Genomic DNA, 11,107 nt, shown 5'->3' with positions numbered 1-11,107 from the left:
AAGCCAAAGTGGTCTGCCAATTGCCTACCGAGCCGTTTTGATAAGTGGAGCACCAGGGAATCGAACCCTGATTTTCTGCTTGCAACACAGACGTCTTCCCGTTGGACGAGCGCCCCATATGTTTCGTGTTTGAAGAGGACCTTGCACCGTTGCGGGTTCGCCTCTTTCAAACTTTTCAGTACCCAGAGCAGGGGTCGAACCTGCAAACACTCGAGTTTAAGCCGAGTCGCTCTGCCGATTGGCGTATCTGGGCGTTTGGAAAAAGTAGTCCTGGATGGAATCGAACCATCGTTTCCTGCGTGTAAAACAGGTGTCGTAGCCGTTGGACCACAGGACTGCGTTTGTCGATCCGGAGAGCACGTCCCCAAGGATTTGAACCCTGACTAACTGGTTTGGAATCAGCAGTGCTACCGTTACACCAGAGACGTGTGAAACTTTTCAAAACAAGTGGGAACGCAAGGAATCGCACCTCTCGCCGACTACCACACAATTAAAGGCAGAAGGGTTACAACCTCCCGTGTGGAAACGCTCCCAAGATTTCGTCAAACAAGCGGAAGCCGTGGGACTCGAACCCACAACGGTAATTAGCCGCAGCTGTTTTCAAGACAGTGTCCTCATCCGGCCGGGTGACTTCCGTAGTGCGTCATTGAACGCAGTGACGTGAGCGGGAATCGAACCCGCGGACTCCTGGATGAAAACCAGACGATTCTGCCATCAGAATCTACCACGCCGTTTTGTTGCTTCGATCGAAGCGAGTACCGCATAGGAGTTTCGATCTCCTTCCTGCTGCCTGAGAAGCAGCCGACCTAGCCAGTAGTCGAATGCGGCGTTTGCAAAGCGATGGCAACGGGAGTCGAACCCGCAGCGACTTGATAGACAATCAAGCTTCCTTCCCAGAGGAATTTGCCACCGAAAATGTTCGCGAGGGTGACTAGCCGGAATTGAACCGGCGACAAACTCATTCACAGTGAGTCTCTGGAAACCAGCACCAGATCTAGCCACAGTCGGGTATCAGTGAGTCGCACACTGTCCATGCGTGGTCCCAAACCACACCGCTTACTCCAAGCTATACCCGAGAAAAACATCAGCACCGGAGACTGGAATCGAACCAATGAACTCCTCGTTCAGAGCGAGGTGCAGCGACCAACAACTGCTACTCCGGCGTTTAGTCTTCAATGCAAAGCACTCCGTCCGGGAATTGAACCCGACCTGCGAGCTTCAAAGGCTCACGTCGCGACGACGCGCCGGAGAGAGTTTTCGACAACGAAAGAGTGTCCTGTGGGAGTCGAACCCACCTAGCCGGATTGGAAGCCCGGAACCTTTGCCGCTCGGCCAAGGACACGGGATGAAGTTTGAAGAGAGAAGGGTGAAAGTTGTAGTTCGGGTTCGTTGTTTCAAACTTCACCCTTCACCATTCAAACTTCTTTCTGCCCTTCAAACTTCGCGAAGCTCCGGCGGATGGACTCGAACCATCACTCGTCTCCTTAACAGGGAGCCGCCTTACCATTGGGCCACACCGGATTCTTGCAAGCGCCCAGTGGGAGTCGAACCCACACTTCCGCCATGGCAAGGCAGCAGGCTACCGCTACATCATGGGCGCAAAAATGCATCACTACCACATTGTCAAAGATCAATACGCCGAAGCGTTCAAGAGCACCGAGCCGGAATCGAACCCGCATCACCTCGTTACGACGGAGGAGTCTTGCCGTTAGACCATCAGTGCTGGAGTAGCATCTAGCGGTTAGCTCTTAGCAAATAGCTTTTCCGTGCTGGAGCTAATCGCTAACGGCTAATAGCTAGTCGCTATTTCCAAGTGGGATCGGTGAGAATCGAACTCGCATCGCTCGGATTAAGAGTCCGATGCATTACCTTGTCTGCCACAATCCCATGTGTTGTCGTTGTTTCGTTTCAGTCGGCGTGGCGGGAATTGAACCCGCGACCGTCGCCTTATAAGGACGCCGCTCTCACCCCTGAGCTACACGCCGATGTGTAGCGATGGGGCCGAAGGGAGTTGAACCCTCACCGAACGGATTAAAAGTCCGTCATGCTGCCAGTTACACCACAGCCCCGATGTTCAGTCGCGGCTATGCGTTTCAATCGCAGTGCAGGCAGCATGTTGGTTTCCTTTCGAGTCGTTGTCGTAAGTGGTAGCCCCGAGGATCGAACTCAGCGCGACCCGCGTATCAGGCGCCGGGTTTTCCCTTTGGCTGACGCGGGGGCGACCAGCCCTCGACTACCATGTTGTCGTTTCAAAAGTCGGACACCTCGGAGTCGAACCGCCCGTGGCGGAGCCACCCACAAACGAAAACAGTCTCCTGCTCCCAAAGCAGGCGTGCTTCCATCTGCACCTGTATCCGATGTTGTTGCTAGTGTTCGCCGCGGACCATTCCGTCGGCGCATATCTTCCTTGTCAGTGGGCCGGGAGGCGCTCGAATCCTCGTCTGCGGTTCTTCAGACCGCCGCTAGACCGTCTCAGCTACCAGCCCATATTGGGTTCGTTGTTGGGGTTGCCCGCTGCAATGCGGACACGAAAAAAGGCTCGATGTCTGCGTGACACCGAGCCTTCATAAAGAAGTCGTTCGCTTATGAAAGCGAGTGTCACATCAGACGCGGATACGCCGGGGCATTATCTGTATTCAACGGGCTGTCACTATGGACAGGGGCGCCGAAGAGACTGCCTTCGTGTATCTGTTCGAGTCGACTGGATTGATTTTTTGAAAACATCAGAAAGCTCGTTACTCGCTCGTCTGTGAATGTGACTTGTGTGTTCGGAGAGATAGACTCTCTCGCGGCTAGATGGTTCGCTGGGAATCTCAATTTCAACAGAAAAGAGATGTGCGAGACCATGATGCTATCTCCCCAAACGTGATGATTCGCCATTTGTACTCGTGATGCGTTCCGACATCGCAGTAGATATGGAGCGTGTCGCTTTTCAGCGGCACTGCGACCTGGGCTTCATTTGACGGAGCAAATGAATTTGCTATCGAGTGTTTCCTAGCGCCGCCGAGTTCCGGCTCGTTTCAGGCCTTTGGCGACGATATCGAACGCTTCGGCGGGTTTGTAGTCTTCGAGGACATCGAAGAAACAAGCCAGGACTCGCTTCGTTTCTGCGACGTTGATTTCCAGGCCATCGGTATCTGCCTTGCGAGCGACCTCATTGTAAATATCGTTGAGCGTTGGTGCTTTCTTCGTCGCTGCGGTTTTCTTTGCTGCTTTTTTCTTTGCCATGACGACATCTGTCCCAGTGAAGGTTGAATTGAATAAACTTGTTGAACAAGTTTTACCCGGCAATACCTTTTGCGAGAATACTACTGACGGCTGACATTTACCGAGGTGGCAAGGAAGGTGTGAGGTAGGACGGGAACGGCTGGTCGCGAACATCTCTCGAGGTGCGACAATCGAGTCTGAGTCGATCTCTGTGGAGGTCGCCCATCAATGCGGAGGGAAACGCGGAATTATGAGCGAGCCAATCGCGGGAAATGACATCGACTCGCATGGTGAGGAAAAGGGTGGGCTGGTCGTCGTCGAGGATGGCTGTGTTACTCACGACGAGTATTCGCAGAATTCAGAGTGATAATTGCCCGGATCAAACTTCGTGAATTCGCCCACCAGTCGGACATTGAACATCCCGGGCGAGTCGTTTCTCCATTTTGGAATCACCAATTCATAGTCGTCGCTGTTTTCGTTGGGTTGGTGCAAGAAGATCACTCCATCAGCATCCTGCTCGATGCTGCCGGAGTCACGCAGATCAGATAGCCTCGGACGACGCGGTTGCTTCATCTGCTTTTCGCTGTCGCGGTTGAGTTGTGACAGCAACAGAACGACGACTCCAAGTTCTCGGGCTAATTGCTTGCACGCTTTTGAACACTCGGTCACCGTCTCGTAGTCAGACTGCCGCGGATCGCTCTTGTGGATCAGTTGCAGATAATCAATCGCAACCACTTTGATGTCGTACTTCGCCTTCATCAACCGGGCGAGGGCGGCAATGCCACCGATCGTTGCCTGCCGCCCCTTGGGAGCGTGAAGTCTCATCAAGGAGTGTTTGCAGTCCTCCACTGCTGTGCGAAGGCTCTGCATTTCGGGTTCGGGGATCTGGCAAACGCCGGCTTCATCGACCTCGAATAGCTTGCCGTCGATGCTCAATCGTTCGGACAGGATTCGTGCAGCAATTTCGTGCTCTTCCATCTCGAGACTGACGACGAGGGTCGCTCGGCCGCGAAGGTCTAGGGCATTGGCAATCTGCTTCATCAGGGCAGACTTGCCTTTTCCCGGACGTGCCGCGATCACGTAGGAACCACCGCATCGAAATCCTCCGTAGGTGTCGTCGAGGCATCCGATTCCACTCGGGAGCAACGGTCCGAGGCTGCTTTGCTCAGGATGTTCAAGCAGTTCGAGGCGTTGGCAGGCGGCGGCGTGCAACGTCATGCAACCCCCGCCGCCCGATGCATCGGCCGCGACTTGATCGATTTTCGCTCGCATGGTTTCTGCTAGCGTGATCGGATCGGACCCGGGTGTCACGGCATCTGCGATTGTCTCATTAGCGAGTTCAATCAGTCGTCGAAGTTTGGCTCGGTCTGCAACGATTCGGGCATACGCCGGTGCGTTACTGACGCTGGCCACCGATACCGATAGCTTGGCCAGGTAAGCACCGCCACCTACCCGATCGTATTGGTTGACGTCACGCAAATGGGTCGTCAGCAAGGTGATATCGATCGGCTTGCAATCAGCTCGCAGAAGTGAAATCGCGTGAAAAACGATCTGATTTGCTTCGACGTGAAAATCAGCCGCCCTCACCAATGCCAAGATCTCATCGACGATAGTCGGTTCGAGAAGCATGGCACCAATCACTCCCATTTCAGCCTCGCTGTCTTGCGGGACCATAGCTGTATTGCTGTTGGATTGACAGGATTTCATGCGCTGATGACCTTTGCTCTGCGTTTAGGTTGTTTTGAGACCAAGGGAATGAAGTGATTCCCGGTTTGCGATTCGGCGTGGAGCCGCGCGAACTTCTCGCGGAGCTTTTCCGGGCACATCACGTTGACGGCCCAGAACTGGGTGTGCTCGTTAGCCCATTGGAATACTTCTTTGATTTCGGCCAGCGAGTGCCCGTCGCGTTCACGCATCAGTCGGATGGTGTTTCCCCACTTTGCAAAATTGGGTTCTCTGGCCTTTGGCGCGATTCGACGCACCCGATCAAACATCCATCGAGCGAGTTCAACGTCAGAAGCGTCGGCACGGAGTGCGGACACTTTCTTAGGGTTAGGGATAGGGTTAGAAGGCTTTCCGCTTTGCGTTCCGTTTCGTGTTCCGTTTCGTGTTCCGTTTTGTGTTCCGTTTTGTGTTCCGTTTTGTGTTCCGTTTTGTGTTCCGTATGCGGAATGCATCGCCTCAAGAGGGGGAGTGTCGAAGCTTGCAACAGACTCCGGGATGCTGGTCCAATAGTGGCCAACCGAACGGTCGTTTGTTCGTCCGTAGACGAGCCACCCGGCGTCGACGGCCGCTTGCCTGGCGTTATTGAGCTGCTTCGGACTCGTGAGTCCAAGCACCTCCATCAACTGGGAATTCCAAAACCGCACTGGCCCTTGGTATCGAGACGCATCTTCGGTGTGCGCGACGTGGATAATCAAACAGATCGCGTGTGGTCCCATTGATTGCGCGGCGCAGGTTTTGAATAGCAGCCGAGTCAATTTGTGGGCGTAATGAGATTCTCGTTTCGGGTAGTCCATTATCGGCCTGCCTCTCGCCGGCCCGAAAATGCGGCAAACAGTTCGGCGATTGAGATTTCGTAGGCCGATGATGTCGCAAGTGGTTGTTTTTGAGCGTTCCAGCCTACATGGCGTGACGCCTCGCGTTTGATCGATTCCCAGCGTCGCCACCAAGCAACCGATCGTCGGCCGCGAAACTGCTTTCCGCTGGCCTCGGCGTGCTTCGCTAGCTCGCCGAGGCGGCCCTCGATCTGCACGATCTCAGTCCAAGACTGGGGCGGTAATTTCGCTTGACTGATTCCGCAGTAAATTGAGACGGAAGTGGTTGCCAGAGCTTCTGTATTGGGTACCATTTGATTGCTCCAAATTTAATTTGGTGTCGTCTCGGGTCCGGCAAGACTGACGACACTGAAGAGAGAGTCTGAAAACGCGAAACGACCACACTTCGGTGTGGTCGTTTTGCATTTGGTTGACTAGATACCTGCCGCATCGAGCTCGCGTTCAACCGATGTCTCGGTACAGGACGGATCTCGGGGCGCTGACGAGCCATTGGCGACCGCGGTCACTTCGTCGAAAAACTCTTGGAGCCACCTGCGTTTTGTGCGGCGTTGCCCGCCGGCGTACTCGGTGCGGAGTCTGATGCCTTTGAGTCCGCGGGTTGCCCAGCGATGCATTGACGAGACGTGGATCGTGTCGCCTGTCATCTGCTTGTATTCGCGACATGCCACGGACAGCTTGATTGATGGGTCATTGTCGAGTTGCATTAAAAAACCTCACGGGTCTGGGTAAGACGCCGCAAGGTTGGGTGTGAATCCGTGCGACGTCATGAATGACTATGAAACGGATTCTGGTAAGGATTCGCAGGAACTCTAAGGTTTCTCTGAGGTGTTTCTCCGGTTAAGTCTCAGGGGATTGTTCCAAATGCGCCTGACGAGATGGCTCGGAATACAACATTATTCCCTGGTGAAATGCTGCTTCTGTAAGAAACGTTCCTCCATTGTGTCCCTGATCCGAATCGGTAAATCCTTTTTTGCGAAGCCAACGAAAGACGCTGTCGAGATCGTCACCAGGGTCAAAGCCAGCGAGTCTAACGATGGTGCCACGAGTCATTAAATTGCTTTGTATGACCCGTTTTTCAACCATCGTTCGAACGATCGCGTCTCGATTCGCCGTGACTTCGCGCCACGGAAGGTCGCCTGATTCTTTCGTTGTCTCTTGGTGAGTGTGGCTACGTGCGACGTTGGCGAAGCGAACTGGCCTGCGCGAGTTGATATCGTTCGCGGGCGGACTCGGTTCAGTTCGCTCGGATTCAACGGCGGCAGTCCGGTCACGCACCACTGCCGCTCGAGAAGTGTTTTCTTGCAGGGCAGCGTTCCATTCAAATCGACAGAATCTCGTGAGGCGATTTGCTTCGTCGATGTCAATTCGGAGAGCGTTCAGTGGGTATTGCACGAGCTCAATAATTTGGAACGGCGTGATGCGCCGAAGGCTGAGGAAGCCGCGCACGTCGGCGAAGGATTTCGCGCGGAGTTCCTCTTCCACCGCTGGCCACAACCGATCGGCGTAGGCGCGACAGATTGCGGCAACGTGCTCTGCCCAACACGACAGGTTTGCCGGCGGGGCGATATCCTTGTCGGACATGGCCTCAAGCTGAGGTCTTAATAAGATGTTGATCGCATCGTCTTTGAAGGGGCGTTGCAGCGATTCAGCCGCGACCGCAATCGATTCCGCATGATCAAGAAGAGTGCCGGCCGACTCCGTGAGATGAGGCTCCGTCGGTCGCACGAGACCGAATTGTTCCGTGGCGAGCTTTTCCCACTCGAATGCGATAATCTCCCTCATCGATTTCGAGGCTTTGAGCGAGATTCTCGCGATCTCTTCTGCCTCCTGTTGAACCCTGGAGTTGTCAGCTTTGGCGACTGTTATTCCCGCGGTCATTTTGCCTCCCATACTTGATACGGTGTGGATTCAGGAGAACATTCTGACCCACGCGATAGCTTTGTGGCGTACGGTGACGCACTCCAGTCCAGTTGCCTTTCAGCCGATTTTTCTTGCGACTTCACGCGCTTTTTCGGCATCGATCTCCGCATAGATTTGCGTGACGTCGGCCGAGGAGTGACCGAGCACGGCTTGGGCGGCATCAAGTCCAAACTGTTTTCTAATTTCAGTCCCCTTTGTGTGACGCAACTGATTGGGGGACCATCGGTGCTCGGATTGCCAAATTTTCAGAGCATCCCCTTCGAGTTTTTCGTTGGGCAGGAAGGCGCGGTCGCATGCGCGATGGATTGCTTTTCGGTAGGAATCTGTGATGTAGCGTTCGCTGGGTTTTCGTTTCGCGGCCTTGCTTTTGAGTCCTTCACTGCAGTGCCCGCGACGATTCCCGCACGATTCGGGAGTAACACGTTTCGCATTTCGTTCGTCTTGCTGCATTTTGACCGCTTCGGCCGGAGAGAAGCAGAACGCCGTATCGGCTCGCAGGAGGTAGGGCCGTAAGATTGCTTGTGCCTCCGGTCCGATGTACACAACGCGCTCACGGTTGTGGTGTTCGGTTTTGTGGCTGGCCGGCCGAAACTCCCAGACATCACCTTCTCGGTCGATGTCGCAGGGGCGGACTGAGCAGACCTCTGCTGGCCTCATCCCGGTGAGAAGTTGGGTTCGGATCATGTCTCGGACAACCGGGCAGAGTTGCTCAAGCGTGGCAGCGACAATTTCCACATCGACAGGTCGAATCGGGTTAGACTCGCGGGCCAGGGTGCGGCCCCTCTTGAGTCCTTCCACGGTTGCCAGTGCTTGGTGGATCTCGACCGGGATCAACTCTTCTGACGCCGCCCACCTAAAGGCTCGGACGATTCGACCAACGTTCTTGTTAATCGTTCCTCGCGTATGCCCCGCAGTTACCCAGGTTTCACGGATCGCTTTCAATGCGAGTGGGCCAAACTCGCATGCCGGCTGGCGGCCATAGAGTCTCCGAACCGGACCGAGCACGGTTTTCACTGCCGACAATTCGCTGGTCGGTTTGCCGTTTTTGCGGTAGTAGGACTTGGCGTGTTTCCAGTACGCCAAGATCAACTGATTGATCGTGAGCGGTTTCCTGTTCGTTTCGGCTGATCCCCGTCGGCCGGTTACGAGGTATTCACCAATCACGCGATCGTATTCAGCGCGGCTAGCCTTGGTTCCGTAGGGCCCGAGGTAGACGTCATGCCCGGCAATGCTGACGACGGCCTGGCCGCTGCGTCTGTGCTTACGATACTTGGGAAGAGACTTTGTGAGTTTTGGCATGGGTGCAACGCTCTGTGAACGCCAAAACGGTATGTACCGTTTTGGCTCGTTCGAAAAAAGCGCCGCACGCCTTCACAAGGCGGTCACCCCGGAGGGTGTTTCGGCTATAAGAGAAAGACAATATTTTGAAAAATCGGGGCGACACGATTCGAACGTGCGACCTTCTGGTCCCAAACCAGACGCTCTGCCAGGCTGAGCTACGCCCCGGTATTTTTTAATTCTCTATGGGAGTCCACCGATAGACTCGGTCGCGGAGGGCGAGAAAATCGCTCACTTCCGCGAAGTCGCCAGAGAGTAGCGGACGGAGCCGTTTGTGGAAAGATACGCTTGCGATTTTTTTTGGAGAGTTGTTCGGCAAGCGAATTTCGGTTCCGGTTACGCGGGTCGTCGCGTTTAAAGTTCCTGTTGTTCGGCGACTGGTTCGCCGGTACCGAGCTGCGCGAGGACTTGCAGGATCCCGTTGAGGTGAGCCATGCGAGGTCCGAAGCGATCGATGAATTCGTTGAGCATGTACTCGCCCTCGATCAGGTGTTCACCTGAGTCGTCGATTTCCTCAGTGATCGATTGCAGGAATTCCGTTTGCACTTCGCTCAGCGTTTCGGCGGCGCGTCGGCAAGCACGCGAGAGTTCAGGGTGAGCATCTTTCCACTGTTGCAGTTCGCCAGCACGCTGTTTGTGCATCGCGGCGTTTTGCTGGACGAGTTCGGACAGAAGTTTGGTCTGTTTTTGTTGACCGATCAGCATCTGCCGAAGCAACTGGACGGTGAGTTCTTCGTTAGACATCGAGGGGCTGGACTCGGATTTTGCCGAAACGTCAATGCGAAACATGGGCGACAGTGGGTTGTCTTCGACGGACATATGAAAACTTCCTGCGCTCGTTCGAGGGATAAGAAATGTCGGGGAAAAGCGTCGATGGAGAGTATAACCACGCCGGATGCAGATTGTCGACTAAATCAGCTTTTTCACTCGTTAGCCCGTCGGGGCGACACTGCTCGTTCCGGTGCGGTGGACCTTAACGATCAGCGTACCGCCGTGTTTTTTAGGCGGTCAAATGCGAATGCGGCACGCGACGTCAGCGACGCGTTGACCGGGGTGATTTTTGCGTGGCGGGCTCGTCCGTGGATGTTGGCAAAGTGTCCACCTCGAAGGAGTTGTCTCGCGAGGATCAGCTCGATTCGGCGGTGGTCGGCGGGGCGAGCGTGGCGTCGGGAAGAGTGATGTCAAACCGCGTCCCGGAGATCCGCCGGCGTGCCGCGAGCGGCCTCGTTGGGTTGGGCTGTGTTGGCGCCGTTGCTTCGGTTTGTTCGAGCGTCTCGCGAGGCTGAGTCGGGGCGGCGTTTTCCGGATCGCCGAGATCGCCTGGCGGGCTATTCTGGGCAGCCTGCGACGGCGTGTTCGAATCCGTTTCGCTGGAAAGCTTGGTCGATGAGTCGGTAGCCGTTTCGGGCAAATCGGTTGCGTCGCCGATATTGATCCGTCCGCCGAGCGCGTGGGTGACGTTGCGAACGAGGTAGAGTCCGAGTCCGGTTCCTGGTTTGCTGCGTTCGAGTTCGTTCCCGAGTCTTACGAATCGTCCAAATACCTTGCGGCGGAGGTTGGCGGGAATGCCGGCCCCGTTGTCGCAGACCGAAACGGTGACTTCCCCGGTAGGCACGGCTTTCATCCGAGCGATGATTCGGACGTGGGGAGGACTGCCGCCGTATTTGATCGCGTTGTCGATCAAGTTGCGAAACAAAATTTCGACTTGGACTGGTGGTGCGTGCAGCGTGACAGCGGGGCATTCGATGCTGACAGTTTCGGAGGGCATTTTGTATCGCACGCACGCGGCCGTGCTGACTTGGGTGAGGAGTTCTGAGAGCAAGAAGTCGGTTGCCTCCTCCGGTTCGGTCCCGCGTTCGACTCGTGCGGCATCGAGCAGGTGATTGATCAGGGAGTCGAGTCGCTCGACATCGTCGAGCATGATTTTGTGGAATTCCTGTTGTTGCTCGGCGTTGACGCTGTGCCGTGTCATTGTCTGTAGATACAGCTTGAGCGACGCGATCGGGCTTTTCAGTTCGTGGGTGACGGCGTCGATGAAGTTGGATTGACGACGGTTCAGGTTGAAGGCTTTGACGCTCAGGGTC

General features: G+C 55.2%; 9 protein-coding genes and 19 tRNA genes. All 28 read right to left on the bottom strand.

Annotated elements, in window-relative coordinates; all coding sequences use genetic code 11:
* Positions 1–45: 45 nt before the first annotated feature.
* A tRNA-Ala gene (locus RSSM_RS30275) sits at positions 46–116 on the bottom strand.
* A gap of 63 nt (positions 117–179) precedes the next feature.
* Positions 180–253: transfer RNA gene (locus RSSM_RS30270), tRNA-Leu, on the bottom strand.
* A 12-nt stretch (positions 254–265) separates the two neighbouring features.
* Positions 266–337 (bottom strand) — tRNA-Val (locus tag RSSM_RS30265).
* Between the two features lie 20 nt (positions 338–357).
* A tRNA-Trp gene (locus tag RSSM_RS30260) sits at positions 358–428 on the bottom strand.
* Positions 429–551: 123 nt separating this feature from the next.
* A tRNA-Ser gene (locus tag RSSM_RS33510) sits at positions 552–635 on the bottom strand.
* Between the two features lie 21 nt (positions 636–656).
* Positions 657–731 (bottom strand) — tRNA-Glu (locus tag RSSM_RS30255).
* 107 nt (positions 732–838) lie between these two features.
* A tRNA-Asp gene (locus RSSM_RS33505) sits at positions 839–911 on the bottom strand.
* Positions 912–926: 15 nt separating this feature from the next.
* Positions 927–1,002: transfer RNA gene (locus RSSM_RS33500), tRNA-His, on the bottom strand.
* Positions 1,003–1,088: 86 nt separating this feature from the next.
* Positions 1,089–1,163, bottom strand: a tRNA-Gln gene (locus RSSM_RS30250).
* A 107-nt stretch (positions 1,164–1,270) separates the two neighbouring features.
* Positions 1,271–1,342, bottom strand: a tRNA-Gly gene (locus RSSM_RS30245).
* A 107-nt stretch (positions 1,343–1,449) separates the two neighbouring features.
* Positions 1,450–1,521 (bottom strand) — tRNA-Asn (locus tag RSSM_RS30240).
* A gap of 8 nt (positions 1,522–1,529) precedes the next feature.
* Positions 1,530–1,600, bottom strand: a tRNA-Gly gene (locus RSSM_RS30235).
* A gap of 52 nt (positions 1,601–1,652) precedes the next feature.
* A tRNA-Thr gene (locus RSSM_RS30230) sits at positions 1,653–1,723 on the bottom strand.
* A 91-nt stretch (positions 1,724–1,814) separates the two neighbouring features.
* Positions 1,815–1,887 (bottom strand) — tRNA-Lys (locus tag RSSM_RS30225).
* Positions 1,888–1,912: 25 nt separating this feature from the next.
* Positions 1,913–1,985 (bottom strand) — tRNA-Ile (locus RSSM_RS30220).
* An 11-nt stretch (positions 1,986–1,996) separates the two neighbouring features.
* Positions 1,997–2,069 (bottom strand) — tRNA-Lys (locus tag RSSM_RS30215).
* 187 nt (positions 2,070–2,256) lie between these two features.
* Positions 2,257–2,357: transfer RNA gene (locus RSSM_RS33495), tRNA-Pro, on the bottom strand.
* A gap of 57 nt (positions 2,358–2,414) precedes the next feature.
* A tRNA-Phe gene (locus RSSM_RS30210) sits at positions 2,415–2,486 on the bottom strand.
* Between the two features lie 508 nt (positions 2,487–2,994).
* Positions 2,995–3,228 carry a hypothetical protein gene (locus RSSM_RS30205; RefSeq protein WP_008688936.1) on the bottom strand — a complete coding sequence of 78 codons (234 nt, stop codon included), beginning with the start codon at positions 3,226–3,228 and terminating at the stop codon, positions 2,995–2,997.
* Positions 3,229–3,543: 315 nt separating this feature from the next.
* Complete coding sequence (locus RSSM_RS30200; protein WP_044304061.1) at positions 3,544–4,914, bottom strand: replicative DNA helicase; 1,371 nt, start codon at positions 4,912–4,914, stop codon at positions 3,544–3,546.
* Entirely contained in the window at positions 4,911–5,726 is an 816-nt protein-coding gene (locus RSSM_RS30195) for a Replication protein O (protein WP_008688933.1), read from the bottom strand. Before RSSM_RS30195 ends, RSSM_RS30200 begins: the two co-directional genes overlap by 4 nt.
* Positions 5,726–6,058 (bottom strand): hypothetical protein, encoded by a 333-nt coding sequence (locus RSSM_RS30190; RefSeq protein ID WP_063709157.1) that lies wholly within the window; start codon positions 6,056–6,058, stop codon positions 5,726–5,728. The genes RSSM_RS30195 and RSSM_RS30190 overlap by 1 nt, the downstream gene beginning before the upstream one ends.
* A gap of 120 nt (positions 6,059–6,178) precedes the next feature.
* On the bottom strand, positions 6,179–6,469 hold the full coding sequence (locus RSSM_RS30185) for a DUF1580 domain-containing protein (RefSeq protein WP_008688927.1): 291 nt from the start codon (positions 6,467–6,469) through the stop codon (positions 6,179–6,181).
* Positions 6,470–6,602: 133 nt separating this feature from the next.
* Positions 6,603–7,643 carry a hypothetical protein gene (locus RSSM_RS30180; protein WP_144060240.1) on the bottom strand — a complete coding sequence of 347 codons (1,041 nt, stop codon included), beginning with the start codon at positions 7,641–7,643 and terminating at the stop codon, positions 6,603–6,605.
* A gap of 99 nt (positions 7,644–7,742) precedes the next feature.
* Positions 7,743–8,984 carry a tyrosine-type recombinase/integrase gene (locus tag RSSM_RS30175; RefSeq protein ID WP_008688922.1) on the bottom strand — a complete coding sequence of 414 codons (1,242 nt, stop codon included), beginning with the start codon at positions 8,982–8,984 and terminating at the stop codon, positions 7,743–7,745.
* Between the two features lie 133 nt (positions 8,985–9,117).
* A tRNA-Pro gene (locus RSSM_RS30170) sits at positions 9,118–9,191 on the bottom strand.
* A gap of 186 nt (positions 9,192–9,377) precedes the next feature.
* Positions 9,378–9,842: a hypothetical protein gene (locus RSSM_RS30165; protein WP_008688919.1), complete on the bottom strand. Its 465-nt coding sequence runs from the start codon at positions 9,840–9,842 to the stop codon at positions 9,378–9,380.
* Between the two features lie 307 nt (positions 9,843–10,149).
* The coding region (locus RSSM_RS30160) for a sensor histidine kinase (RefSeq protein ID WP_044304060.1) at positions 10,150–11,107 on the bottom strand (958 nt) is incomplete at its 5' end.

The sequence above is a fragment of the Aporhodopirellula sallentina SM41 genome (assembly GCF_000346505.1).
Classification (GTDB): Bacteria; Planctomycetota; Planctomycetia; order Pirellulales; family Pirellulaceae; genus Rhodopirellula; species Rhodopirellula sallentina.
This window is presented reverse-complemented; position numbering and strand designations above follow the sequence as displayed.

Bases quoted from the DNA above. Each gene is read 5' to 3' on its own strand.
- RSSM_RS30205 (WP_008688936.1), bottom strand. From the start codon at position 3,228: ATGGCAAAGAAAAAAGCAGCAAAGAAAACCGCAGCGACGAAGAAAGCA.
- RSSM_RS30190 (WP_063709157.1), bottom strand. From the start codon at position 6,058: ATGGTACCCAATACAGAAGCTCTGGCAACCACTTCCGTCTCAATTTAC.
- RSSM_RS30175 (WP_008688922.1), bottom strand. From the start codon at position 8,984: ATGCCAAAACTCACAAAGTCTCTTCCCAAGTATCGTAAGCACAGACGC.
- RSSM_RS30200 (WP_044304061.1), bottom strand. From the start codon at position 4,914: ATGAAATCCTGTCAATCCAACAGCAATACAGCTATGGTCCCGCAAGAC.
- RSSM_RS30180 (WP_144060240.1), bottom strand. From the start codon at position 7,643: ATGACCGCGGGAATAACAGTCGCCAAAGCTGACAACTCCAGGGTTCAA.
- RSSM_RS30165 (WP_008688919.1), bottom strand. From the start codon at position 9,842: ATGTCCGTCGAAGACAACCCACTGTCGCCCATGTTTCGCATTGACGTT.
- RSSM_RS30185 (WP_008688927.1), bottom strand. From the start codon at position 6,469: ATGCAACTCGACAATGACCCATCAATCAAGCTGTCCGTGGCATGTCGC.
- RSSM_RS30195 (WP_008688933.1), bottom strand. From the start codon at position 5,726: ATGGACTACCCGAAACGAGAATCTCATTACGCCCACAAATTGACTCGG.